Annotated in this window: 20 protein-coding genes, 2 pseudogenes and 1 riboswitch; of the genes and pseudogenes, 8 read left to right on the top strand and 14 right to left on the bottom strand. The window is 75.2% G+C overall.

Annotation, left to right across the window (positions count from 1 at the left end; translation table 11 throughout):
- Positions 1–7: 7 nt before the first annotated feature.
- Positions 8–814, top strand: a pseudogene (locus ACFYYR_RS14515) (RibD family protein); the annotation flags it as partial.
- A 108-nt stretch (positions 815–922) separates the two neighbouring features.
- On the opposite strand, the gene ACFYYR_RS14510 reads toward ACFYYR_RS14515, so the two are convergent.
- The 5 genes from ACFYYR_RS14510 to ACFYYR_RS14490 form a co-directional block, all read right to left on the bottom strand.
- Complete coding sequence (locus ACFYYR_RS14510) at positions 923–1,927, bottom strand: lysylphosphatidylglycerol synthase transmembrane domain-containing protein (protein ID WP_388851785.1); 1,005 nt, start codon at positions 1,925–1,927, stop codon at positions 923–925.
- Entirely contained in the window at positions 1,927–2,835 is a 909-nt protein-coding gene (locus ACFYYR_RS14505) for a methyltransferase domain-containing protein (protein WP_388851782.1), read from the bottom strand. The genes ACFYYR_RS14510 and ACFYYR_RS14505 overlap by 1 nt, the downstream gene beginning before the upstream one ends.
- On the bottom strand, positions 2,832–3,902 hold the full coding sequence (locus tag ACFYYR_RS14500) for a glycosyltransferase family 4 protein (protein ID WP_388852518.1): 1,071 nt from the start codon (positions 3,900–3,902) through the stop codon (positions 2,832–2,834). The genes ACFYYR_RS14505 and ACFYYR_RS14500 overlap by 4 nt, the downstream gene beginning before the upstream one ends.
- A 47-nt stretch (positions 3,903–3,949) precedes the next feature.
- Positions 3,950–4,348 carry a 6-carboxytetrahydropterin synthase gene (locus ACFYYR_RS14495; RefSeq protein ID WP_351513029.1) on the bottom strand — a complete coding sequence of 133 codons (399 nt, stop codon included), beginning with the start codon at positions 4,346–4,348 and terminating at the stop codon, positions 3,950–3,952.
- Positions 4,349–4,466: 118 nt separating this feature from the next.
- The gene (locus tag ACFYYR_RS14490; RefSeq protein WP_388851779.1) at positions 4,467–5,459 is read right to left on the bottom strand and encodes a zinc-binding alcohol dehydrogenase; all 993 of its coding nucleotides are present in this window, start codon (positions 5,457–5,459) and stop codon (positions 4,467–4,469) included.
- A gap of 109 nt (positions 5,460–5,568) precedes the next feature.
- On the opposite strand from ACFYYR_RS14490, the gene ACFYYR_RS14485 reads away from it, so the two are divergent.
- Positions 5,569–6,381: a CDP-alcohol phosphatidyltransferase family protein gene (locus ACFYYR_RS14485; protein WP_388851776.1), complete on the top strand. Its 813-nt coding sequence runs from the start codon at positions 5,569–5,571 to the stop codon at positions 6,379–6,381.
- A gap of 273 nt (positions 6,382–6,654) precedes the next feature.
- Here ACFYYR_RS14485 and ACFYYR_RS14480 read toward each other — a convergent pair whose 3' ends face one another.
- Positions 6,655–7,431, bottom strand: coding sequence for an alpha/beta fold hydrolase (locus tag ACFYYR_RS14480; RefSeq protein ID WP_388851773.1), 777 nt, complete (start codon positions 7,429–7,431; stop codon positions 6,655–6,657).
- Between the two features lie 111 nt (positions 7,432–7,542).
- Between ACFYYR_RS14480 and ACFYYR_RS14475 the strand changes: the two genes are divergently transcribed.
- Positions 7,543–8,370, top strand: coding sequence for a helix-turn-helix domain-containing protein (locus ACFYYR_RS14475; RefSeq protein ID WP_388851770.1), 828 nt, complete (start codon positions 7,543–7,545; stop codon positions 8,368–8,370).
- Here the strand turns inward: ACFYYR_RS14475 and ACFYYR_RS14470 are convergent.
- The 4 genes and pseudogenes from ACFYYR_RS14470 to cobN form a co-directional block, all read right to left on the bottom strand.
- Positions 8,336–8,542, bottom strand: a pseudogene (locus ACFYYR_RS14470) (Tn3 family transposase); the annotation flags it as partial. The gene ACFYYR_RS14475 and the pseudogene ACFYYR_RS14470 sit on opposite strands and share 35 nt — an antisense overlap.
- Positions 8,543–8,657: 115 nt before the next feature.
- Positions 8,658–10,163, bottom strand: coding sequence for a cryptochrome/photolyase family protein (locus tag ACFYYR_RS14465; protein WP_388851768.1), 1,506 nt, complete (start codon positions 10,161–10,163; stop codon positions 8,658–8,660).
- 466 nt (positions 10,164–10,629) lie between these two features.
- The gene (locus ACFYYR_RS14460; protein ID WP_388851765.1) at positions 10,630–11,076 is read right to left on the bottom strand and encodes a hypothetical protein; all 447 of its coding nucleotides are present in this window, start codon (positions 11,074–11,076) and stop codon (positions 10,630–10,632) included.
- 148 nt (positions 11,077–11,224) lie between these two features.
- On the bottom strand, positions 11,225–14,851 hold the full coding sequence (gene cobN / locus ACFYYR_RS14455) for a cobaltochelatase subunit CobN (protein WP_388851762.1): 3,627 nt from the start codon (positions 14,849–14,851) through the stop codon (positions 11,225–11,227).
- Positions 14,852–14,961: 110 nt separating this feature from the next.
- Positions 14,962–15,032: riboswitch (cobalamin riboswitch) on the bottom strand.
- Between the two features lie 115 nt (positions 15,033–15,147).
- On the opposite strand from cobN, the gene cobG reads away from it, so the two are divergent.
- Genes cobG through ACFYYR_RS14440 form a run of 3 tightly spaced genes read left to right on the top strand, consistent with a single transcriptional unit; the run spans position 15,148 to position 18,640 of the window.
- Positions 15,148–16,458 carry a precorrin-3B synthase gene (gene cobG / locus ACFYYR_RS14450; RefSeq protein WP_388851759.1) on the top strand — a complete coding sequence of 437 codons (1,311 nt, stop codon included), beginning with the start codon at positions 15,148–15,150 and terminating at the stop codon, positions 16,456–16,458.
- Positions 16,455–17,096 carry a precorrin-8X methylmutase gene (locus ACFYYR_RS14445; protein WP_388851756.1) on the top strand — a complete coding sequence of 214 codons (642 nt, stop codon included), beginning with the start codon at positions 16,455–16,457 and terminating at the stop codon, positions 17,094–17,096. Before cobG ends, ACFYYR_RS14445 begins: the two co-directional genes overlap by 4 nt.
- On the top strand, positions 17,093–18,640 hold the full coding sequence (locus ACFYYR_RS14440) for a precorrin-2 C(20)-methyltransferase (protein WP_388851753.1): 1,548 nt from the start codon (positions 17,093–17,095) through the stop codon (positions 18,638–18,640). The genes ACFYYR_RS14445 and ACFYYR_RS14440 overlap by 4 nt, the downstream gene beginning before the upstream one ends.
- Positions 18,641–18,731: 91 nt before the next feature.
- Here the strand turns inward: ACFYYR_RS14440 and ACFYYR_RS14435 are convergent, their stop codons facing one another.
- Positions 18,732–19,484 (bottom strand): cobalt-precorrin-6A reductase, encoded by a 753-nt coding sequence (locus ACFYYR_RS14435; protein WP_388851750.1) that lies wholly within the window; start codon positions 19,482–19,484, stop codon positions 18,732–18,734.
- 80 nt (positions 19,485–19,564) lie between these two features.
- Here ACFYYR_RS14435 and ACFYYR_RS14430 point away from each other — a divergent pair, with 80 nt between their 5' ends.
- On the top strand, positions 19,565–20,701 hold the full coding sequence (locus ACFYYR_RS14430; protein WP_388851747.1) for a cobalt-precorrin-5B (C(1))-methyltransferase: 1,137 nt from the start codon (positions 19,565–19,567) through the stop codon (positions 20,699–20,701).
- 224 nt (positions 20,702–20,925) lie between these two features.
- Here ACFYYR_RS14430 and cobM read toward each other — a convergent pair whose 3' ends face one another.
- From cobM to ACFYYR_RS14415, 3 genes are all read right to left on the bottom strand, one after another.
- The gene (gene cobM / locus ACFYYR_RS14425) at positions 20,926–21,744 is read right to left on the bottom strand and encodes a precorrin-4 C(11)-methyltransferase (protein ID WP_388851744.1); all 819 of its coding nucleotides are present in this window, start codon (positions 21,742–21,744) and stop codon (positions 20,926–20,928) included.
- The gene (gene cbiE / locus ACFYYR_RS14420; protein WP_388851741.1) at positions 21,741–23,228 is read right to left on the bottom strand and encodes a precorrin-6y C5,15-methyltransferase (decarboxylating) subunit CbiE; all 1,488 of its coding nucleotides are present in this window, start codon (positions 23,226–23,228) and stop codon (positions 21,741–21,743) included. Before cbiE ends, cobM begins: the two co-directional genes overlap by 4 nt.
- A 250-nt stretch (positions 23,229–23,478) precedes the next feature.
- The gene (locus ACFYYR_RS14415; protein ID WP_388851738.1) at positions 23,479–24,135 is read right to left on the bottom strand and encodes an NADPH-dependent FMN reductase; all 657 of its coding nucleotides are present in this window, start codon (positions 24,133–24,135) and stop codon (positions 23,479–23,481) included.
- A 167-nt stretch (positions 24,136–24,302) separates the two neighbouring features.
- Here ACFYYR_RS14415 and ACFYYR_RS14410 point away from each other — a divergent pair, with 167 nt between their 5' ends.
- Positions 24,303–24,566 carry a hypothetical protein gene (locus ACFYYR_RS14410; RefSeq protein WP_388851735.1) on the top strand — a complete coding sequence of 88 codons (264 nt, stop codon included), beginning with the start codon at positions 24,303–24,305 and terminating at the stop codon, positions 24,564–24,566.
- The last annotated feature ends 120 nt before the right edge of the window (positions 24,567–24,686 follow it).

The raw sequence follows: 24,686 nt of genomic DNA, 5'->3' as shown, positions 1-24,686 counted from the left end.
ATTCCGCATGCTCCGACGGACATGCCCCGACAGAGGGGAGAGACGCCGCGGCCGTACCGCGGCACCCCCTCCCGTGACGAAAGGCGCCCATGACCCGTTCGACCGACTCCGCCGTCGTCCCCCGGCCGGTCCGTCCCCGGCAGGTGACCCGATGACCGGCCCCGCCGAGGAGCGCCGCGGCGGCACCCCGCTCGACGCCGGGACCGCCTGGGACCGGCTCCGCGGGGTCCGCACCGCGGCGGACGCCGAGGCCGCCGGGCTGGTCCCGGACGGGAACGGCACTCTGCGCTGGGGGCAGGACGCCTCGCCGGAGGCGGCGCTGCTGGCCGACCGGTATCTGCCGCTGTGCCTGGGCGGGCCGCGGCTCGCCGTCGCCCAGCTCGGGCAGAGCCTCGACGGGTTCATCGCCACCCGCACCGGCGACGCCGACTACGTCACCGGCGAGGAGGACCGCTGTCATCTGCACCGGCTGCGGGCCCTGGTCGACGCGGTGGTCGTCGGCGCCGGGACGGCGGTGGCCGACGATCCGCAGCTCACCGTGCGGGCCTGCACCGGGGTGAGCCCGGTGCGGGTGGTGCTCGACCCGGACGGCCGGGTGCCGCTGCGGCGCCGGGTGTTCACCGACGGTGCCGCACCCACCCTGTGGGTGGCCGGTGCCGGCCGCGTGCAGGAGCGCACCGTGCCGGACGGAGTCGAGGTGCTGACCCTGCCGGACCGCGCCGCGTTCGCTCCCCGCCGCCTGGTCGAGGCCCTCGCCCGGCGCGGTCTCGGCCGGGTGCTGATCGAGGGCGGTGGCGTCACCGTCTCCCGCTTCCTGCACGAGCGCGCGCTGGACCGCCTCTTCGTGACCATGGCTCCGGTGCTGCTGGGGGACGGCATACCGGGGCTCCGCTTCCCCGGCACGCCGGTGATGCGCGATGCGCTACGCCCGCCGGTGCGCCGCGCCGCTCTCGGCGAGGACACGCTCTTCGAACTCGATCTGCGGGCGCTCCCGCCGCAGCCGGGCGACGAACGGGCCGGCGAGCACGCCGACGCCGGGCAGGCTCGCGGCGAAGGCCAGCACGCCGTACACCACGGAGACGGTCAGCCCCTGAGCCGCGCCTAGTCCGGCGGCCCCGAACGCCCAGGCGGTGACGCCCTCCCGCGGCCCCCAGCCGCCGACGTTCAGCGGCAGGGCCATGGCGAGCAGTGCCAGCACCGCCAGGGGCAGCAGGGCCGCGACGGACGCCTGCGACCCGGCGACGCGGGCGGCGAGGACGAACATGCCGAGGTGTCCCGCGAGCACCGCCAGCGAGGAGACGACCACACCGGGCCAGAGGTCGCGGGCGAGCAGCGCCCGGCGCGCCTCGGTCAGCACGGCGCGGACGGCCCGGCTCCGGCGGGAGGTGCCGGGCCGTCCGCGCAGCCACAGGGCCGCCGCGGCGCCGGCCGCGCCCAGCACGGCGAGTGTCACGACGGCGCCGGGGGTGGTCAGTGCGTGCCGGACGGCCGCGGACGCCGGGGACAGCGGGGTCAGCACCACGGCGGCCCCGACGGCGACCAGCGCCACCTGGCCCGCGGCCCGTTCGAGGACCACCGCGCGCACCCCCCGCCCGAGGTCGCCGGCGTGCTGCCCGTGCCGGACGGCGCGGTGCACATCGCCGAGGACACCGCCGGGCAGCGCCGCGTTGAGGAACAGCGCCCGGTAGTAGTCCGCGACGGCCCGGCCCAGCGGCAGCCGCAGCTCCAGCCCCCGGGCGACCAGGCACCAGCGCCAGGCGCTGCAGACGGTGGTGAGCACGCCGAGGGCGACGGACGCCAGCAGGGCCGGGCCGTCGATCCTGCGCAGTCCGTCGAGGAACGCACCGGTCCCCAGCCGCCACAGCAGCACCGCGAGGATGGCCACGCCGGCGAGGGTGCGGAGCCGTTCCCGTGCGGTACGCGACATCACGCGGCCGCCGGGGGCAGGGCGAGCAGGTCGCTGTGGTGCACCACCACCCGCAACTCCCCCGCCGCGCACGCCGCCAGGCGGCGCCGCAGATACTCCTCCGCGCGGTCGGTGAGCTCCGGGCGCTGCTCGCAGGCGGCGGCGACCCAGCCGCGGAGCCACTCCGCCGCGAGCGCGGACGCGTCGGGTCCCAGCTGCCAGGGGCTCGTGGCGACCCGTACCGTCGCGCCCGCCGCTTCGAAGGCCTCGGTGGCGGCGGCGACGGCGTCCGGCCCCAGCAACTCCTCGCGCCGCTGGTGGGCGTTGAACGCGTCGGCGATCTCCGCGTCCAGCGGGTCGGCGGGGGTGATCTCCACGCGGCCGGCGACGGAGAGCGCCAGCAGGGCCGGGCACCCGGCGCCGGTGCAGGCGGCGACGAGCCGGTGCAGCTCGTCGGGGGTGAGCACGTCGAGCAGCGCGGAGGCGGTGACGAGCGAGGTGCCCGCCAGGGCCTCCGCCGTCAGGCCGGCGATCGGACCGCACGCGGTGGCCACGGTGACGGGGCTGCCGTCGGCCGCACCGGCGGGTGCCGACGCGGCGGCCCGGGCGAGCAGTTCGGGGTCGTGGTCGTGCAGGATCCAGTGCTGGGCACCGGGCAGGCGCGGGGCGAGCCAGCGGCCCATGGAGCCGGTGCCGCAGCCGAGGTCGCGGACGACCTGCGCCCCGTCCTCCGCATCCCGTCGGCCGGACGCCAGGTGGTCCCGGAGCGGGCCGAGGAGCGCTGCAGCGCGGGCGGCGGCGTCCGCGGGCTCCCGCAACTGCAGCCACTCCGGGGCGTAGCGCGTGGTGTCGTCGTCGAGTCCGTCCGCGGGGTGCACAGCAGAGGCGTCCCGCGGGGTGTGGGGTGTCGTGGTGTCGGTGGTGCTCATGCGGCCCTCCGGGGCTCCTGTCGAAGCTGTTCCAGCACTCCGGCGAGACGGTTCGCGGTGCTGTCCCACCCTTCCAGCGTGCTGCGCCGCTGCCGGGCGGCGTCGCGCAGCCGGCGGCGCAGACCGGGCTCCTCCAGCCAGCGGCGGAGCGCCTCGGTGAGCGCGGCCCGGTCGCCCGGCGGCACGAGGATGCCCGGCACGGTGCCGTCGGGCGCCCGGCCGACGGCCTCCGGGAGGCCGTCCACGGCGGTGGCCAGCACGGGGGTGCCGCGGGCCAGGGCCTCGGTCACGACCATGCCGTAGGTCTCGGCGTAGGACGGGAGGACCAGCAGGTCGGCGGCGGCGTAGCAGGCGTCGAGTTCGGGGCCGGAGCGCGGCCCGACGAGCCGCAGCCGCTCCTGGAGGCCGTGTTCCTCGATGAGTTCGCGCAGCCGGGCGACGTGCGCGAGGTGTTGCTGCACGCTGCCGACGCAGTCGCAGGTCCAGGGCAGGTCGGCGACGGCGGCCAGGGCCTCGGCGAGCCGGTGCTGCCCCTTGCGCGGGGTGACGGCGGCGACGCAGAGCAGCCGGGTGCCGCCGTCGGTGCCGGGCGCCTCGGGCGCGAGGTCGACGCCGGGGGCGGCGACATGGACCCGGGCGGCGTCGAGCCCGTGGTGGGCCACCAGCCGGCGGCCGGCCCAGGTGCTGGTGGCCACGACCGCCGGGACGGCGCGTAGGGTACCGCGCTCCCGGGCGTCGAGGTCCGCGGCCAGCGCGGGGGCGAGCCCGGTCTCGTCGCCGAGCGGCAGGTGCACCAGGACCGCCGGCCGCAGCCGTTGGGCCTCGGGGCCGACGATGTCGGGGACGCCGCAGGCCACGAGGCCGTCGAGGAGGACGACGGCGCCGTCCGGGAGGTCCGCGAGCAGCCGTGACAGGTCCCGGCGCGCGGCGGTTCCGGCCTGCGGCCAGGTTCCCGGGACGGTGTGCTCGCGGACCTGCCAGCCGGCCGCGGGCAGGTCCTGGCAGATCCGGCGGTCGTAGGTGTTGCCGCCGCTGGGGGCGGCCGGGTCGTCGACGCCCCCGGGCATGACGACGTGCACCGTGCGCGCGTCGTCGGTCGCGGGGCCGGCGCCGTTCACAGCGGGCGCTCGTAACTCGCCCAGGCGACGTGCGACTCGTGCAGGGTGACCGTGATGCCGTCGAGCCCGCGCGCCCCTTCGCCGAGCGCGCCGGCGTGGACGCGGTCGGCCAGCCGGTCGGCGACGACCTTGGCCAGGGCCTCGGTGGAGGTGTTGATCCCGGTGAAGTCGGGTTCGTCGTCGAGGTTGCGGTAGTTGAGGTCACCGAGTACGGCGGCGAGCTCCTGGCCGGCCAGTCCCATGTCGACCACGATGTTGTCGGCGTCGAGTTCGGCGCGGCGGAACGAGGCGTCCACGATGAAGGTCGCTCCGTGCAGGCGCTGCGCCGGGCCGAAGACCTCACCGCGGAAGCTGTGGGCGACCATGAAGTGGTCGCGGACGGTGACGCTGAACAACGGATGCCCCTCCGGGGTTCTGTGCCCCTGGGCGGGGCACGGGTGGCTCACCCGGGTCCGTGGTCCGGGCCCGGGTCGGTGCGTGTGCTGATGAGTACGGACGGGGCCGCGCTCCTGCTCAGACCGGATGCTCCGCGTCGTCGTACCGCACGCGGTGGCATAGCGCCGGGAGGTCGCCGGAGGCGAGCCGCGGCATGACCGCGGGCAGCTCGTCGAAGGCGCACTCCCCGGTGATCAGCGCGTCGAACGCCGGGTCGGCGAGCAGGTCGAGGGAGAGCGCGAGCCGGTCGGCGTAGGTGCGGCGGGAGCGCCGCGCCGGGGACACCGCCCCGACCTGGCTGCTGCGCACGACGAGGCGGCGGGAGTGGAAGGCCTCGCCGAGCGGCAGGCTGACCCGGCGGTCGCCGTACCAGCTCATCTCCAGGACCGTGCCGTCCGGGTCGAGGAGTTCGAGGGAGCGGGCGAGGCCGGCCTCGGTGGCGCTGGCGTGCACCACGAGGTCGAGGCCGTCCGCGGCCTCCTCGGGGAGGACGAAGTCCACGCCGAGGGCCTTGGCGATGGCGGCCTTCGCCGGGTCGGCGTCGACGAGCTGGACCCGGACGCCGGGGTACCGGTTCAGGAGTGCGGCGACGCTGCACCCCACCATGCCCGCGCCGACCACGGCGATCCGGTCGCCGATCATCGGGGCGGCGTCCCACAGGGCGTTCACCGCGGTCTCGACCGTTCCGGCCAGCACGGCCCGGTGCGCGGGTACGGTGTCCGGGACGGGGGTCACGGCGCTCGCCGGGACCACGAAGCGGGTCTGGTGCGGGTAGAGGGAGAAGACCGTACGGCCGAGCAGCCCGGGCGGCCCCTCCTCGACGAGACCGACGTTGAGGTAGCCGTACTTGACCGGCCCGGGGAAGTCGCCGTCCTGGAAGGGGGCGCGCATCGTGGCGTGCTGGCTCTCGGGCACCCCGCCGCGGAAGACCAGCGTCTCGGTACCGCGGCTCACCCCGGAGTACCGCGTCCGCACCAGGACCTCGCCGGCGGCGGGCCCGGTGAGGGGGGCCGGCCGGATCTCGCCGTGGCCGGGAGACCGGAGCCAGAAGGCGCGTGCTGTGCGCTGCATCGACATCCTCCTGAACAGTCGGGCACTGGCTCACGTACGTACGTCGTGACGAGGGCGCGGTCACGATACGCGGCCCTCACGCAGCTTGTCACACAACGGGAGGAGGCCCATGGCCGTCTACGAGGGCTACGGCACCCCGGTGTTCCACCGGGAGACCACCACGGGAATGGGCGCGCAGCTGGTCCTGCTGGGACTGCTCTGGACAGCGGTCGGACTGGGTCCGGCGGGCTGGCTCACCGGGGCGGTCTTCGCGGTGTCCACCTGGGTGGTGCTCACCCGTGCCCTGCGCCGGTCGTGGACCCGGTCGTTCGGACCGGCCAACGGCGTCACGCTGGCCCGCGCGATCCTGGTGGGGGGTGTGACCGCGCTGGTGGCGGACTCCTTCGTGCGGCAGCCGTCGGTGGCGGTGCTGGTCGCCCTGGCGACGGTGGCGCTGATCCTCGACGGAGTGGACGGCCAGGTCGCCCGGCGCACCGGGACGGCGACCCCGCTCGGCGCGCGCTTCGACATGGAGGTCGACGCGTTCCTGATCCTGGTGCTCAGTGTGCATGTCGCGACGGCGCTGGGGCCGTGGGTGCTGCTGATCGGCGCCATGCGGTACGCGTTCGTCGCCGCGGCCCGGGTGCTGCCCTGGCTGAACGGGGCGCTGCCGCCGAGCACGGCCCGCAAGGCGGTGGCCGCCTCGCAGGGGATCGCCCTGGTGGTGGCGGCGGCCGATGTCCTGCCGCGGGCCGCGGCGTTCGCGGTGGTCCTGACGGCGCTGGCGCTGCTGGTCTGGTCCTTCGGGCGGGACATCGCCTGGCTGTACCGGGTCCGGGAGATCCCGGCCACCGCCGGAGCGGCGGCCTCCGGCACGACGGTTCCCGAGGTCACGGCGCCCGAGGTCACGGCCCCCGAAGCGACGGTCCGGCAGGCGGCCTGACGGCCGAAACCAGGGCGGCCCGAACAGGCGGGGGCTTAGAACTCGCGCAGATAGGCAGATAGGGCGTCTGCTCAGGGGCGCAGGTAAGGGCGCGCGTTCCAGCGGTGAGTCCTCCATGCTTGGCGGATCGGACTACGTACGGTGATGACGGCTCGGCGAGGTCGAAGAAGGCGTCAATCACGGTGAGTCGACGCGTTGCAACGCGGCAGGGCCTGTCCCGGCCCTGTGGGCGGGTGATCAGGGGCACAGCCCGCCGTCGGGCCGCGGGGACGGTCAGGCTGCCGGCGCGAATGCGGTGATGGCGTCGACGAGGTCGGCTGGGGCTTCCAGCGGGATCAGGTGACCGGTGTGGGGGACCACCACGAAGTCGGCTTGGGAGAGGTAGGGCACCAGGTTGTCGCGGAGCACGCCGACGGGCTCCACCTGGTCGTGTTCTCCGGCGACGACGAGAGCGGGCACGCTGACCATGCGCGTGTGCTCGGTGATGTCCTGCGCGATGCCGCGCTGCGGCCACTCGGTGCGGGCGGCGTCGGTGACGGTCCGCGAATCGGTCACGATCTGCGCCTTGACCGGAGCGGGCAGCTCGGTCGCGGTGAGGATGTGATCCCGTGCCCCGGCCACGGACTCGGCGGAGTCGTAGGCGTGCGACAGGGCTTCCTGGTACTCGGGAGTGACCTGTGCGGCGGGCTTCGCCGGGCCGGAGCCGACGAGAACGATGCCGCGCAAGCCGGCGGGCCGGGTGGCCGCGACCAGCTGTGCGACCTTACCCCCCATCGAATGCCCCACCAGGACGTAGTCGGTGACCCCCGCATCCGCGAGCACGGCGAGCGTGTCGTCGGCGAGCTGACCGAGCGTATAGGGACCGGGCAGAGCGCTCGACCGGCTCCACCCGCGGAAGTCGACCGTGAGCACGGCACGGCCCGCCAGCCGGTCGACGACGAGGTCCCAGGTGCGGGCAGAACCACCCCAATAGTGCAGGAACACCAGAGTCGGCCCGGTCCCCGGCCGATGGTCGTAAGCGGGCAGAAGCGTCTGCTGCGTCGTGTTCATGATGGCTCTTCCGGTCGATGCCGTAGGCGATTGCCCTCTGTATTCATTGAAACTTCTGCACCCGGACGGGGCATCGGCGTGACTGGTCGCCCGATGGTGAAAACTGGACACGTGAGCGTGATCCGGCAGATGACCTACCAGCCCGCAGGACGCCGCGCCGCCTCGGTCGAGACGATGACGTTCGGCCGCCTTCGCGAGCTGAACGACGCCGGCACGCAACGCGCCGACTTCCACGTCCTTGCCGTCATCGACGCCGGACCCGGCTCAGTCACGGTCGATTTCCACCTCCACCCGCTCCAAGATCGGTCCGCGGTGTGGATTCCCCCCGGCGCGGTGCACCGGTGGGACGACATCACCGAAGTGGCAGGGCACCTCGTGCTGTTCGTGCCGACCGCGCCGGTCACCCACACCACCCGAGAACTCGTCGCCTCCCCGGACCTGGCCGCGCACTGGAGCATCCCCGACGCCGACTGGCCCTTCGTCGACACGGCGCGCAGCCATCTCCTCCTCGAAGCATCCGCCCCACCCAGTGACTCCTCGACGGGGCTGCCCGAAATCCTGCTCTCCGCGCTCATCACCCGGCTGCACCCACCGCACGCCGAAGCACGGCTCACACATCCGGTGTTCCGGTTGTTCCGCTCCAGCGTCGAAGCGCACTTCCGGCAACACCACGACGCCGGCTACTACGCCCGTGCGCTGGGATACGCGCCCCGCACCCTCTCACGAGCGGTGCAGCAGGCCACCGGCCGCACCGCGAAGGCGTACATCGTCGAACGGATCACCCTGGAAGCCAAACGGCTCCTCGCACACGACCGCCTCACCGCCGCCCGCTGTGCCGACATACTCGGCTTCTCCGACGCATCCAACTTCTCGGTGTTCTTCCACAAGGCCACAGGCAAACGCCCGGGCGCGTGGCAGGCGACGGTGGCCGCCGCGTGAGGGCGGTGAAGCTGTAGCGGCCGAACAGGTTCAGGTTGCGGTGCTCGAGCGGGGAGAGCCGGGTGATGTCCTCCTCGCGGATCTCGCGGATCTCGTTGCCCTCGGCCTGGAGCTGGGCGACGGCGGCGTCGGTGCAACGGGGCGTCCAGAGCACGATGGCGTTGAGGACCAGGCGCTCCGGCTTCATCCCGCCGTCCAGGACCAGCAGCGCATCCGGCAGGCGGCCTGACGGTCGTTGGTTCCCGGGCCCGCCACGAGGAGCGCTCCGGCCGCGGGCTACGGGGACGTCACGGCGGACGGTCTCCGCGGGCGCGCTCCCGGCGGACCACCTCGGGCAGGTCGGCGAGCCGGTCCAGCCCGCGCAACGGCTGCCGCATCCGGGCGTTGCCGGCCAGCTCCGAGCGGTGCCGGTCGAGGAACCACCAGTACCCCGCGGAGTACGGGCAGCCGGTGTCCCCGGTGCGCTCGCCGGGCCGGTAGGCGCAGGGCCCGCAGAAGTCGCTCATTCGGTTGATGTAGGGACCGCCGCAGACATAGGGCTTGGTGGTCATCCGGCCGCCGTCGGCGTACTGGGACATCCCGATGACGTTCGGCACCATCACCCAGTCGTAGCCGTCGACGAAGCTGCGGTGGAACCAGTCGGTGACCCGGTCCGGGTGCCAGCCCCGCTGCAGCGCCCAGTTGCCGAGCACCATCAGCCGGGGGATGTGGTGCACCCAGCCGCGGTCGCGGACCTCGGCGAGGACGCCGGCCAGGCAGCGCGCGGTGACGGCGTCCGCGTCCAGCTCGGTGAACCAGCCGGGCAGCGGCCGGTGGTGGCGCAGCGCGTTGCGCTCCCGGTACCGGGGGCCGAAGTGCCAGTACACCTGCCAGACGTATTCGCGCCAGCCGGCGATCTGCCGGACGAAGCCTTCGACCGCGTTGAGCGGTGCGTCCCCGGAGCGGTAGGCGCGCTCGGCGACGGCCAGGCACTCGTCGGGGGTGAGCAGCCCGAGGTTGAGCGGGGCGGAGAGCAGGCTGTGGCTCATGGCCCAGTCGTCGGCGAGCATGGCGTCCTCCCACCGGCCGAAGGTGGGCAGGCGCCGTTCGACGAAGGCGCGCAGGGCCCGGCGGGCCTCGGCGCGGTCGGCGGGGAAGGTCCGCGGGCCGTCCCGGCCGACGAAGGAGACCTCCCCGGCCCGCTCCCACCGGTCGAGGTCGGCGCGGACCTCGTCGTCGATGGCGTCCTCGCGCGGACGGTACGGGCGGGGCACCGGCAGGGCGGAGGCGCCGCGGGGCGGGGGCTCCCGGTTGTCGGTGTCGAGGTTCCACCGGCCGCCGGCGGGCCGGTCCCCGTCCATCAGCAGATCGTGGCCGCGGCGCACCGTGCGGTAGAAGTCCTCCAGCCGCAGTCCCGAGCCGCGCGTGCCCTCCGCCCACCGGGCGAATTCCTCCCGGGGGACGAGAAAGCCGCGCGGCGGCAGCACATCGGCCTGGTCCAGGGAGTTCACCAGGGCGAGGGCGGCGTGCGAGGTGGGGTGGTGGACCGTCACCCGGGCGTCGCCCACGGCCCGGCGCAGCCCTTCCCGGTAGGTGTCGGCCTTGATGTAGCGCACGGTGTCGCCGAGTTCGGCGGCGCGGTGACGCATGGCGGAGAGCAGCAGATGGGCCTTGGCCCGGTGGAAGCGGCGGCGGCGCAGCACGGCACGGGACTCGATCATGACGAGGGTGGTGTCCGGCGGCGCGAAGTGCGGGCCGAGCTGATCTCCGAAGATCCAGTGGAACGGGGCACTCCGGGCGGGGTGACGGGCCATCCGGCGCATTATGTCCTGACGGGTGGTCAGCTCAGCGGAATGGCGGCGGCACGGGCGGTTCGCGGCGCGGGGAGAGGACCCGGGCAGGGCCGCCGGCTCGGCGAAGGCGGGAAGCCGGGCACGGCGGTCTTCGCCGTGACAGAAAGGTGCGGAAAGAGGCAGCGGTTCCCCGAACAACCCCCGTGCGTTCGGGGAACCGACATTCCTGATCGGGTGGCAGGCGGCTCACGGTCCTCGCCCGCCCCGACGCAGCGGCGCCGGCGGTTCGATCCGCGGCTCCTCGGTCGGTTCACCCGAAGGCAGGCGCACCCGGGTGCCGGTGGTTTCGAGCCGGTCCGGGGTCCGAGGTGCGCTGACGAGGCAACGCTAGGCGAGGCGTCCACCTGCGTCAAGTTCATTGGACAGTTGATGGACAGTCGGAAGACGAAAGGACGGAAGAGGTGACCGGGCCGGCCGGTCCCGGCCGTCAGGCCTCGCCGCGCGAAGGGTGGGGAGCGGCCGCCGCCGTGGGAGCGGCCCCCTCGGCCGCCCGTTCCCTGACCAGGCGGAGCGCCCGCTCGATGGCTTCGAGCTCCTCCGGCCGCAGCAGGGCGAAGCGGTACGCCAGGGCCTCGTCCAGCCGCCCGCCCCCGTCGCACGGAGCGGCGGTCACGGGGACGAAGTACGAGGGCGGCAGCCCGAAGAAGCCGGCCAGCATGTCCCGCGTCTTGTCGGTGATGTTGGTCGCGTCACCGTTCAGGATGTTGTGGACGTGGCCGTGCGAGATGGTGGCACCGCCGTTCGCCTCCCGGATGCACTGGGTGAGCTTCCGGACCGACGGCACGTTCCCACGGCCGTACTTCTCCTCCAGGAGGCTCCACACCGTACGGGCGAGCCACACCCCGGAGGTGTCACCTGACGCGGCTGCGTTCATGCCCGGCGACCTCCCCTCAAGCGCCTGCATGTCCTCCCGAGTGTACCCGTGGGAGGACATGTCCTGAGGGGTACTCACATCCCCGGCGGATCCGCCCCGCGCCGGCGGGAGGGCCGGGCGGGGCGGATCCGCGGGGACGGTGGAACGGTCAGTCGTCGCCGCCCTCGAGGTCGCCCTCGGTCTCCAGGAACACCTGGCGCAGCTCGTCGAGCACCGCGGGGTCGGGCTTGGCCCACATGCCCCGGCTCTCGGCCTCCAGCAGCCGCTCCGCCATGCCGTGCAGCGCCCAGGGGTTGGCCTCCTGGAGGAACGCGCGGTTCTCCGGGTCGAGCACATAGGTCTGCGCGAGCTTGTCGTACATCCAGTCGGCGACCACGCCGGTGGTGGCGTCGTAGCCGAAGAGGTAGTCGACGGTGGCGGCGAGTTCGAAGGCACCCTTGTAGCCGTGCCGGCGCATCGCCTCGATCCAGCGGGGGTTGACCACGCGGGCGCGGAACACCCGGGAGGTCTCCTCCACCAGGGTCCGGGTCCGCACGGTCTCCGGCCGGGTGCTGTCACCGATGTACGCCTCGGGGGCGGTGCCCTTGAGAGCGCGCACGGTGGCGACCATGCCGCCGTGGTACTGGAAGTAGTCGTCGGAGTCGGCGATGTCGTGCTCGCGGGTGTCGGTGTTCTTGGCCGCCACCGCGATCCGCCGGTACGCCGTCTCCATCTCCTCGCGCGCCGGGCGGCCTTCGAGCTCCCGGCCGTAGGCGAAGCCGCCCCAGACCGTGTACACCTCGGCCAGGTCGGCGTCGGTGCGCCAGTCGCGGCTGTCGATGAGCTGGAGCAGTCCGGCGCCGTAGGTCCCCGGCCGGGAGCCGAAGATCCGGGTGGTGGCCCGGCGTTCGTCGCCGTGCTCGGCGAGGTCGGCCCGGGTGTGCGCGCGGACGAAGTTGTCGTCGTCGCTCTCCTCCAGGGAGGCGGCGAGCCGCACCGCGTCGTCCAGCAGCCCGATCACATGCGGGAAGGCGTCCCGGAAGAAGCCGCTGATGCGCAGGGTGACATCGATCCGGGGGCGGCCCAGCTGTTCGAGCGGGACCGGCTCCAGGCCGGTGACGCGGCGGGACGCCTCGTCCCACACCGGGCGGATGCCCAGCAGGGCGAGGGCCTCGGCCACGTCGTCGCCGGAGGTGCGCATCGCGCTGGTGCCCCACAGGGAGAGGCCCACGGACCGCGGCCAGTCACCGTTGTCCGTGCGGTAGCGCTCCAGCAGCGAGTCGGCGAGGGCCTGTCCGGTCTCCCAGGCCAGCCGGCTGGGGACGGCCTTCGGGTCGACGGAGTAGAAGTTGCGGCCCGTCGGCAGCACGTTGACCAGGCCACGCAGCGGCGATCCGGAGGGGCCCGCCGGCACGAAGCCGCCGGCCAGGGCGTGCACCGCGTGGTCGATCTCGTCGGTGGTGGACGCCAGCCGCGGCACGACCTCGCGGGCGGCGAAGTCCAGGATCGCGGTGACGCCCTCGCGCTGCTCCTCGGGCAGGCCGAGGCAGACCTTCTCGGTGGCCGCCGGGTCCCAGCCGGCGTCCTCCATGGCCTGGACGAGGGCGCGGGCGCGCTCCTCCGCGTCGTCGGCGCCGGTGCGGGTGGCGGCGGACTCGTCCAGGCCGAGGGCCTCGCGCAGACCGGGGAGTGCGGACGTGCCGCCCCAGATCTGCCGGGCGCGCAGGATGGCGAGCACCAGGTTGACCCGCTCCGGGCCGCCGGGGGCCTGGCCGAGGACGTGCAGACCGTCGCGGATCTGGGCGTCCTTGACCTCGCACAGCCAGCCGTCGACGTGCAGCAGGAAGTCGTCGAAGCCGTCGTCCTCCGGACGCTCCTCCAGGCCCAGGTCGTGGTCGAGCCGGGCGGCCTGGATCAGGGTCCAGATCTGGGCGCGGATGGCGGGCAGCTTCGCCGGGTCCATGGACGAGATGGCCGCGTACTCGTCGAGCAGCTGCTCCAGCCGCGCGATGTCGCCGTAGCTGTCGGCGCGGGCCATCGGCGGGACGAGGTGGTCGACCAGCGTCGCGTGCACCCGGCGCTTGGCCTGGGTTCCCTCGCCCGGGTCGTTGACCAGGAACGGGTAGATCAGCGGCAGGTCGCCGAGGGCGGCGTCCGGCCCGCAGGCCGCGGAGAGCCCGGCGTTCTTGCCCGGCAGCCACTCCAGGTTGCCGTGCTTGCCGAGGTGCACCATGGCGTCGGCGCCGAAGCCGCCGTCCTCCTGCGCGGCGGCGATCCAGCGGTAGGCGGCCAGGTAGTGGTGCGAGGGCGGCAGGTCCGGGTCGTGGTAGATCGCGACCGGGTTCTCGCCGAAGCCGCGCGGCGGCTGGATGAGGACGAGCAGATTGCCGCGGCGGAGCGCGGCGAGCACGATCTCGCCCTCGGGGTCGCGGCTGGTGTCGACGAACATGCTGCCGGGCGGCGGGCCCCAGTGCTCCTCGACGGCGTCCCGCAGCTCCTGCGGCAACTGCCCGTACCAGCGCCGGTAGTCGGCGGCCGGGATGCGGACCGGGTTGCGGGTGAGCTGCTCCTCGGTGAGCCAGTCCTGGTCGTGGCCGCCGGCCTCGATCAGGGCGTAGATGAGGTCGTCGCCGACGCCGGAGGCGAGGCCGGGCAGCGCGTCCGGGCCGTCCTCGGGGCCGAGGTCGTAGCCCTCGGCGCGCAGCCGGCGCAGCAGGGCGACGGCGCTGGCGGGGGTGTCGAGACCGACCGCGTTGCCGATCCGGGCGTGCTTGGTGGGGTACGCGGACAGCACCAGGGCGAGGCGCTTGCCGGCGGCCGGGACATGGCGCAGCCGGGCGTGGCGCACGGCGATGCCGGCGACGCGCGCGGCGCGTTCGGGGTCGGCCACGTAGGCGGGCAGCCCGTCCTCGTCCACCTCCTTGAAGGAGAACGGCACGGTGATGAGGCGCCCGTCGAACTCGGGGACGGCGACCTGGGTGGCGGCGTCGAGCGGCGAGAGGCCCTCGTCGTTCTCCTCCCAGGCGGTGCGCGGTCCGGTGAGGCACAGCGCCTGGAGGATGGGCACGTCGAGGGCGGCGAGCGCGCCGGCGTCCCACGCCTCGTCGTCGCCCCCGGCGGAGGCGTCGGCGGGGCGGGTGCCGCCCGCGGCGAGGACGGTGGTGATCACGGCGTCGGCCGCGCCGAGGGCCTCGATCAGCTCCGGCTCGGGGGCGCGCAGCGAGGCCACGAACAGCGGCAGCGGGCGCCCGCCGGCGTCCTCGACGGCGGTGGACAGGGCTTCCACGAAGGCGGTGTTGCCGCTCATGTGGTGCGCCCGGTAGTAGAGCACCGCGACGACGGGGCCGGTGGCGTCCGCCCGCGGGGTGCGCTCCAGCGGGCCCCAGGTGGGGGCGGCGGCGGGCGGCTCGAAGCCGTGCCCGGTGAGCAGCACGGTGTCCGAGAGGAACCGGCCGAGCTGTTCGAGGTTGGCGGGCCCGCCGTGCGCGAGGTAGGCGTGGGCCTCGGCGGCGATGCCGATGGGGACGGTGGACGCCTCCATCAGCTGGGCGTCCGGCGCCTGTTCGCCGGTGAGCACGACGACCGGCCGCGGCCCGGCGAGAAGCGTGTCGAGCCCCTCCTGCCAGGCCCGCAGGCCGCCGAGCAGCCGGACGACGACGAGGTCGACGCCGTCCAGCAGAGCGGGCAGGTCGTCCAGCGCGAGCCGCGCCGGATTGGCGAGCCGGTACGGGACCGGGCCGTCGCTCGCGCGGGCGCTGAGCAGGTCGGTGTCGGACGTCGACAGCAGCAGGATCATGCGGCGCTCCCCAGGGCATCGGTGGTGGCGTCAGGGGTGCGGTGGGGGCGTGTGCGCATGCAGCAGCGGCCTTCCTCGGGGTCCGCGCCCCGGGCGGTGGAGGACGGCGGGAGTTCCTGGCTCACGCGGCTGTGCCGCGGTCACAGTGGCGGGACCGCGCCGGACTCGCACCGGCTTCCTCCCCTGGCGCCGTCGCTGGCGTCCGGCGGTTCCGGTTGGACCGCCGTGAGCATAGTAAGGGCTGCCGCTCACCGGCGGTACATACACCCGTGGGGAGGGTCGGTATGCTCCGCGCCATGCCTCTCACACCCGCGACCAGCGCACGGAGGGCCGGACCGCCCGCTCGCGGGGGCGGGGACGCCTGTCCCGGCGCGCTGCGCCTGCACACCGCGGACGACGGTTCGCTGGCGCGGATCCGGCTGCCCGCCGGTCTTTTGACGTGCCGTCAGCTCGATGTCCTGGCACAGGTGTCGGAGGAGCTGGGGGACGGGAACCTGGACCTCACCTCCCGCGGCAACGTGCAACTGCGGGGACTGGCCGCCGATGACGGCGCCGAACTCGCCCGCCGGCTGCGGGACGCGGAGCTGCTGCCCTCGGAACGGCACGAGCGGGTGCGCAACATCGTCGCCTCACCGCTGTCCGGACTGGACGGGGCGGGGCACGCGGACGTCCGGCCGTGGGTCCGCGAGCTGGACGACCGGGTGTGCGCGAACCCGGACACCGCCATGCTTTCCGGGCGTTTCCTCTTCGCCGTGGACGACGGGCGCGGGGATGTCGCCGCGCTGGGCCCGGACGTGACATTGATCGCAGCGGAGCACGGGAGCGCCGTGCTCCACCTCGACGGGGACGGCCCGGGGCTGCGCATCGCCGCGGCCGACGGGCCGCGCGCCGCCGTGCTGGCCGCCGAGGAGTTCCTGGACGCGGCCGGGGCGGCGGGCGGCCGGGTCTGGCGGGTGCGGGAGCTGCCCCCGGCCGACGCGCTGCCGGCCCGGGTGCACGGCCGGCTGGCCCGCGAGGGCATCGACGCGCAGCCCGTCGAGGAGCCCCCGGCGCACGGTGCTCCGCCCGCGACCGGGGTGATCCACGGCCCGGACGGCCGCTGTTCGCTCTCCGTCCTCGCGCCGCTGGGGCGGCTGTCCGCGGCGCAGTGGCGGCTGCTCGGCGTCACGGCCGCCCGCGGCGGACCTGCGGAAGCGCGTGTGACACCCTGGCGCGGCATCGTGCTGCCCGGTCTCCCGCCCGGTGCGGCGGCGGCCGGTCTCGACGCCCTGGAGCAGGCCGGATTCGTCACCGGACCCGGGTCCCCGTGGCAGGGGGTGGGCGCCTGCACCGGCCGGCCGGGGTGCGCCAAGTCCCTGGCGGACGTGCGCGCCGACGCCGCGGCGGCCGTGGCGGGCAGCGGGAGCGGCAACCCCGGTCGGCTGCCCGTGTACTGGTCGGGGTGCGAGCGCCGGTGCGGTCACCCGCAGGGCCACTGGGTGGACGTGCTGGCCACCGGCAGCGGCTACCGGGTGACCGTCCGGGGCGGACCCGCCGGCGGCACGGGCACGGAAGCGGCAGCAGACCAGACGGCCGGCGCGGTGGCGGCGGCACGCGGAACGACATGAACGAGGACACAGTGTTCGACTACGAGAAGGACGGCGCGGCCATCTACCGCCAGTCCTTTGCGACGATCCGCGCCGAGGCGGACCTCGGGGCGCTGCCCCCGGACGTCAGCCAGGTCGCGGTGCGGATGATCCACGCCTGCGGGATGGTCGACCTCGTCAAGGACCTCGGCTACACACCCGAGGTGGTGTCCCGCGCCCGCACCGCGCTGCACGCCGGGGCGCCGATCCTCTGCGACGTCGCCATGGTCGCCAGCGGGGTCACCCGCAAGCGGCTGCCCGCCCGCAACGAGGTGATCTGCACCCTGTCCGACCCCGGGGTGCCGGAGCTGGCCGCCCGGATGGGCACCACGCGCAGCGCCGCCGCCCTGGAGCTGTGGCGGGACCGGATGGAGGGCGCGGTGATAGCCGTCGGCAACGCGCCCACCGCCCTGTTCCGGCTGCTGGAGATGATCGAGGAGGGGGCGCCGCGCCCGGCCGCGGTCATCGGCGTTCCGGTCGGCTTCATCGGCGCGGCCGAGTCCAAGGACGCCCTGGCCGGCCACCCGGCGGGCCTCGACCACCTGATCGTCCGGGGCCGGCGGGGCGGCAGCGCCATCGCCGCCGCAGCCGTCAACGCGATTGCGAGCGAGGAAGAGTGAGCGACCAGCAGGACGGGCGCACGGGCCGGCTCTACGGAGTGGGCCTCGGCCCCGGGGACCCCTCCCTGATGACCGTACGGGCCGTGGAGGTCATCGCCGAGGCCGATGTCGTCGCCTATCACAGCGCCCGGCACGGGCGGAGCATCGCGCGCTCCATCGCCGAACGGCATCTGCGCCCCGACCACATCGAGGAGCCGCTGGTCTACCCGGTGACGACGGAGACCACCGATCACCCCGGTGGCTACCAGGGCGCGATGGACGCGTTCTACGCCGAGGCGGCCGCCCGGCTGGCCGCGCACCTGGACGCGGGCCGGACCGTGGCGGTGCTGGCGGAGGGCGATCCGCTCTTCTACGGCTCCTACATGCACATGCACAAGCGGCTCGCCGACCGCTATCCGACGGAGGTCGTGCCCGGGGTCACCTCGGTGAGCGCCGCCGCGGCCCGGATCGGCAAGCCGCTGGTGGAGGGCGAGGAGGTGCTGACGATCCTGCCGGGCACGCTGCCCGAGGAGGAGCTGACGGCCCGGCTCGCCGCCACGGACTCGGCCGCCGTGATGAAGCTCGGCCGCACCTTCCCGACCGTGCGGCGCGCCCTGGAGCGGTCCGGGCGGCTGACGGACGCGGCGTACGTCGAGCGCGCCACCATGGCCGCCGAGCGCACCGCGCCGATGGCCGAGGTCGACCCGGAGTCCGTGCCGTACTTCGCGGTGGCCGTGCTGCCCAGCCGGATCGGCGTCCCCGCCGCGGACCCCGCGCCCGCCGCCGCCCCGGCGGCCGACGCGCCGCAGGACGGTCAGGGCGAGGTGGTCGTGGTGGGCCTCGGCCCGGCGGGCCCGCTGTGGCTCACGCCGGAGGCCCGCGGCGAACTGGCCGCCGCCCAGGACCTGGTCGGCTACACCACCTATCTGGACCGGGTTCCGGCGCGCCCCGGGCAGCGGCGGCACGCGTCGGACAACAAGGTGGAGGCGGAGCGCGCGGAGTTCGCGCTCGACCTCGCCAGGCAGGGGCGGCGGGTCGCCGTCGTCTCCTCCGGCGACCCCGGGGTGTTCGCCATGGCGACGGCCGTGCTGGAGGCCGCCTCGGAGGACCCGTACCGCGAGGTCCCGGTGCGGGTGCTGCCCGGCATGACCGCCGCGCACGCGGCGGCTTCGCGCGCCGGTGCCCCGCTCGGCCACGACTACGCGGTGGTCTCCCTCTCCGACCGGCTCAAGCCGTGGGAGGTCATCGCCGAGCGGCTGCGGTCGGCCGCGGCGGCCGACCTGGTGCTGGCGCTCTACAACCCCGGTTCGCGCAGCCGGATCTGGCAGGTGGGCAAGGCCCGCGAGCTGCTGCTGGAGCACCGCGCCCCCGACACGCCGGTGGTACTCGGCCGGGACGTCGGCGGCCCGGAGGAGAGCGTACGGATCGTCCGGCTGGCCGATCTCGACCCGGACGACGTCGACATGCGCACGATCCTGCTGGTCGGCTCGTCGCAGACCCGGACGGTACGGCGCGGGAACGGCCAGGAGATCGTCTGGACGCCCCGGCGCTACCCGAAGGGCTGACGAACCGTCACCCCATGGGCGCGCCCGGTCCCGGGCGCGCCCTTCGGGCCGGGGCCTCGGTCCGGGGACGTGCGCCGTCCGCGGGCCTGCCTCAGCCGAGGGTGTTCCGCAGCCAGGTCACGGCCGCGGCCGGGTCCTCGGCGACCGGAACGCCCCCGGGCACCGGCGGGCGGCGGACCACGACCACCGGGATCCCGGCGTCACGGGCGGCGGTGAGCTTGGCGGCCGTCGCCCGGCCCCCGCTGTCCTTGGTCACCACCACGTCGATGCGGTGCCGGCGCAGCAGCTCGGCCTCCCCCTCGACGGTGAACGGCCCCCGGTCGAGCAGCACCTCCATCCGGGCCGGCTGCGGCGGCTCGGGGGCGTCGACCGAGCGCACCAGGAACCACAGCCGGTCCAGGCGGGCGAAGGCGGCGAGCCCCATCCGGCCGGTGGTGAGGAACACCCGCTCCCCCAGGCCGGGGAGCAGCTCGGCCGCCCCGGCCAGGGAGTCCACCGGGTGCCAGTGGTCGCCCGGACCGGCCACCCAGCCGGGACGGCGCAGGGCGAGCAGGGGAACATGGACCGCGGCGGCGGCCTCCGCCGCGTTGAAACTGATCGTGCCGGCGAAAGGATGGGTGGCATCGATGAGCGCGTCCACCCGGTGCTCGCGCAGCCAGCGGGCCAGGCCCGCGGGACCGCCGAACCCGCCGATCCGCACCTCCCCGGCGGGCCGGCGCGGCTCGGCGACCCGGCCCGCGAGGGAGCTGGTCACCCGCAGCGCCGGGTCCCCGGCGAGTTCCTCCGCCAGCCGGCGCGCCTCGGTGGTGCCGCCCAGCACCAGCACATGCCGTGTCCCGCTCATCGCCTGCTCCTCCGTGGTCGGGGGCCCGGTGACGTCCCGGTCCCGCGCACTGACATCGTCCGGCCCGGGCCGGGTGCACCGTGGCTGAGCCGGGCGCGTCCGGCCGCGGCGCACAGCTGGAACGCACCGGACTGCGCTCCGGCTGGACCACCGGCGCCTGCGCGACGGCGGCGGCCACCGCCGCGTACACCGCCTTGCTCGGCGGCGAGTTCCCCGACCCGGTGACGATCACCCTGCCCAAGGGGCAGCGACCGGCGTTCGCCCTCGCCACCGAGGAGCTGACCGGGGACGCGGCCATGGCCGGGGTGGTGAAGGACGCCGGGGACGACCCCGATGTGACGCACGGCGCGCTGGTCAGGGCCACGGTACGGATCCGGCCGGCCGGCAGCGGGGTGACGTTCCGCGCGGGCCCCGGGGTGGGCACGGTCACCCGGCCCGGTCTGCCGCTGCCGGTGGGCGAGCCCGCGGTCAACCCGGTGCCCCGGCAGCTGATGCGCGACCACCTGTCCGAGGTCGCCGCCCGGCACGGCCGGCCCGGGGCGGACGCCGAGATCGAGATATCCGTCGACCACGGCGAGGAGATCGCCCGCAGCACCTGGAACCCGCGGCTGGGCATCCTGGGCGGGCTGTCCATCCTGGGGACGACCGGCGTCGTCGTGCCGTACTCCTGCTCCGCCTGGATCGACAGCATCCGGCGCGGCATCGACGTGGCGCGCGCCGCGGGGCGCACCCATGTGGCGGGCTGCACCGGTTCGACGTCGGAGAAGGTCGCCGTCGCCGTGCACGGCCTGCCCGAGGACGCGCTGCTCGACATGGGCGACTTCGCCGGAGCGGTGCTGAAGTACCTGCGCCGCCACCCCGTGCCGCGGCTGACCGTCGCCGGGGGCTTCGCCAAGCTGTCCAAGCTCGCTGCGGGCCACCTCGACCTCCACTCCTCTCGTTCCCAGGTGGACAAGGGCTTTCTCGCCGGGCTCGCCCGGCGGGGCGGGGCCGGCGAGGAGCTGGCGGCGGCCGTGGCCGGGGCCAACACCGGGCTGGAGGCGCTCCAGCTGTGCGCCGCCCGGGACGTACCGCTGGGCGACCTGGTCGCCGCCGCCGCCCGGGACACGGCCCTCGGCGTGCTGCGCGGGGAGCCGATCGCGGTCGACGTCATCTGCATCGACCGGGCGGGCACCATCGTCGGACGCGCCGCGCCCCAGGGGCCGGCCGGGCGCTGACCGGCCGGATCGGCGGCCTGCTCGCCGGGCCGGGACGGGCTGTCCCGGCCGGCCGGGCGTCGTCCGTCGCGGTGGGGCACCGGGAGGGCGGGCCGGGCGGCTGGTCCCGGGACCGGCCTGCGACCAGGGCCGGCGCCGTGCCCGGACCAGCGCCCCCGCCGCGCTGCCTGCCTCGCCGAGGGGACGCGGCAGGAGGACCGGGTGCCTCCTCCTCCCGGATGCCGTTACGGCGACGCGGTGGTGCCGGTGGTCTCCGTGGCCCCGACGGTGTCGGTGTCCCCGGTGGCGTCGCACGGCGGGTGCGCCCGGTCGCGGTCGGCCGAGTAGAGGTGGCTGTCCCGGAACTGCTCGGCGCCCAGCGTCCGCCCCACCAGGATCACGGCGGTGCGCACCACACCGGCCTCCTTGACCTGCGCGGCGATGCCGTCGAGCCGCCCGCGCAGGACCAGTTCGTCCGGGCGGCTGGCCATCGCCACCACGGCGGCCGGGCAGTCGGCGCCGTAGTGCGGCAGCAGTTCCGCCACGACCCGGTCCACATAGCGGGCCGCGAGGTGCAGGACGAGCAGCGCCCGGCTGCGGCCCAGGGTCGCCAGGTCCTCGCCCTCCGGCATCGGGGTCGCCTGCTGGGCGATCCGGGTGAGCACCACCGTCTGACCGACCGTCGGCACGGTGAGTTCCCGCTTCAGGGCGGCGGCCGCGGCGGCGAACGCGGGCACCCCGGGCACGACTTCGTACGGCACCCCGGCCGCGTCCAGCCTGCGCATCTGCTCGGCGACCGCGCTGAACACCGACGGGTCGCCGGAGTGCAGCCGCGCCACGTCGTGCCCCTCCTCGTGGGCGCGCACCAGCTCGGCGGTGATCCGGTCCAGGTCGAGCCGCGCGGTGTCGATGAGGCGGGCGCCGGGCGGGCACTCCGCGAGGAGTTCCCTGGGCACCAGGCTGCCCGCGTAGAGGCAGACCTGACAGGACGCCAGGGTGCGCTGGCCGCGCAGCGTGATCAGGTCGGCGGCGCCGGGCCCGGCACCGATGAAGTACACCGTCATCGTCGTTCTCCTCGGTCGGACGGGTCGGCTGGGGCGGCTGCTTCGGCTACTTCGGCTGGGCCGGCTGCTTCGGCTGCTCCGGGCGGGGCGGGCGCGGGGGGCGGTTCGCCCGGGCCGGCCGGATCGCGGGGGCCGGACGGTTCGGGCGGGCCCGACGGCTCGGGCCGGGCCTGCACCCGGTCCTCGCCGGCGCCGGCCGGGTCGGCTCCGGCCGGGTCGGGGCCGGCCGGGTCATCGGCGGCCCCGGGCTTGACGGCTGCCCACTGGGTGACCGGCATCGCCTGCCGCCACCCGGTGAAGCCGCCCACCGGTACCGCGTGGGCCACCGCGAGGCGGACCAGTTCCCCGCCGTGCCGCCGGTACCACTGGGTGAGCAGCGCCTCGGACTCCAGCGTCACGGTGTTGACGACCAGCCGTCCGCCGGGCGGCAGGGCCGCCCAGGCCGCCTCCAGCAGGCCCGGGGCGGTGAGGCCGCCGCCCACGAACACCGCGTCCGGCACGGGCAGTCCGGCCAGGGCGGCCGGAGCCGCGCCGGTGACGACGCGCAGCGCGGGGACGCCGAGGGCCTCGGCGTTGCGCCCGATGCGTTCGGCCCGTACGGGGTCGCGCTCGACGGTGACGGCACGGCAGGTGCGGTGCGCCCGCATCCACTCGACGGCGATGCTGCCGGAGCCGCCGCCGATGTCCCACAGCAGTTCGCCGGGTGCGGGGGCGAGTGCGGCGAGCGTCGCCGCCCGTACATGGCGCTTGGTCAGCTGGCCGTCGTGCTCGTACGCCGTGTCCGGCAGCCCGGGCACGGTGCCCAGCCGCGCGGCGCCGTCCGCCCGCCGGCACTCCACCGCGATCACATTGAGCGGATCGCCGGGCGGGTGCCGCCAGGTGTCGGCCCGCCCCTCGGTGCGGTTCTCCCGCTCCCCGCCGAGCTGTTCGAGCACCTGCATCCCGCTGGGACCGAAGCCCCGCGCGGTGAGCAGCGCGGCCACCTCGGCGGGGGTGTCCGCACCGGCGCTGAGCACCAGCAGCCGGCGGCGGGGGTGGAGCGCCGCGGTCAGGGCGGCGGCGGGGCGGCCCACCAGGCTGATGACCTCGGTCTCGTCGAGCGGCCAGCCGAGCCGGGCGCATGCGTGGGAGACGGACGACGGGTGCGGCAGGACCCGCAGCCGGTCCGGCCCCAGCTCCTCCGCCAGGGCCCGGCCGATGCCGAAGAACATCGGATCGCCGCTGGCCAGGACCGCGATGCCGCGTTCCCGGTGGGCGGCGATCAGCCCCGGGACGGCGGGGCGCAGGGGCGAGGGCCAGGCCACCCGCTCACCGGTGCACTCCGCGGGCAGCAGGTCCAGCTGACGCGGGCCGCCGATCAGTACCCCGGCCTCGGCCAGCGCCCGCCGGGAGGCCGCGGGGAGGCCGTTCCAGCCGTCCGCTCCGATGCCCACGACGGTCACGGGGCGGGTCGGTTCGGACGGGGCGGACAGATCGGAGCTCACGCCGGGGACACCTCGGAGAATCGGGCAGGGCTGGGCCCTGTGGGGGCGTGCCGACTCTACTGACCGGGGAACGTCCGGACACCGCCGGGGCCCGCATCCCCCTGGTCGCACACCGGGTGCGCCGCCACCCGTGACCTGCACGGAACGGGCAGGGCGGGGCGCCGGCCACGACGGTGGCACCGCACAGGGCGGGTCCGGCCGGGAAGCATCGGACGGTCGGTGAGTACTCCGCGGGGCGCGGGCAGTGGCGTCACTCGGCGCGCTGGGTGACGGGGGCGCTCGTCCGGTCCCCGAGAAACTCGTACCAGCGGTGCTGCAGACAGGGGTACAGCGTGTCCGCCTCGACCAGGTCGAGGAAGGAGTCCACGGTGTCGGACAGCCGCGCCTGAAGGTCCCTGTCCTTCAGTCCGCCGTCCTCGTCGAAGCCCTGGTGGGCCCGGGCGAGGCTGAACATGTCGGGGTAGACCCGGGCCCCGAGGTGCTCCAGGGGGACGCGCAGGGCCCACAACCCCCGGTTGCCGCCCACCATGGACGGTGACGCCGAGACGAGCAGCGCCTGCTTGTTCTTGAACGGCTGCGGCCGGAACCGCGACACCCAGTCGACGGCGTTCTTCAGCGCGCCCGGCAGAGACGCGTTGTACTCGGGCGAGGCGATGACCAGCGCCTGGGCGGCCTCGATACGGTCACGGAGCGCTGCGGCGCCCTCGGGCGGGCCGTCGGCTGCCTCGTGATCCCCGTCGTAGGCGGGCATGGGGAAGTCCCGGAGCCGGGCGAGGTCGGCCGTGACTCCGGCCCGGGTCACGAGCGCGGCGACCAGGGCCGCCAGCCGGGCGTTCACCGATCCAGCCCGGGACGACCCCGAGAGAACGAACAGCCGCAGTGCGGAGCGCCGGTCGGGGTGGGTCATGGGCGGGTACCTTTCGTCGCGCGCGGACGTTCCGTCCCGGTCATGCATGTCTCGTCGCCGCCCCGGTCTCCCGCCGGAAGTCCGGGACACACCCGGTCGGGGTGCGTCCGCCGGTGGAATGCCCCCGGATGCGCGGCGGAGGTGCCGGCCGGGCGGGCCCGGGCCCGGTGTCCTTGCCGTCCCCGCTGCGCCGCGTCCCGCGCTCAGGCCCCCGGCCGCCCCCGGCCCGGAGTACCGCCGAGGCGGTCGACCGGCCCACCGGGCACGCCCTGCCGCTGACGGCGGACACCCTGCGCCGGGTGGTCACCGACCCCGCCTCGCACGACGTGTATCTCTGCGGCCCGCCCGGGATGACCGCCGCCGCCAAGGAGGCGCTGCGGGCGGCGGGCGTGCCCCGGCACCGCGTCCACCACGAGTCCTTCGCCTTCTGAACCACGAGTCTTCCGACCCGCGTACCGGCCCTCCCGGGCCGCCGCACCCCACCCGAGGGAGATCCCATGACGAACCGCGCAGCCCTGGCCACCACCGCGACCGTGGCGGGCATCGTCGCC

The sequence above is a fragment of the Streptomyces sp. NPDC001922 genome, from assembly GCF_042891165.1.
Lineage (GTDB): Bacteria > Actinomycetota > Actinomycetes > Streptomycetales > Streptomycetaceae > Streptomyces.
The sequence above is the reverse complement of the archived record's forward strand: the minus strand, read 5'-3'. Positions and strand labels throughout refer to the sequence as shown.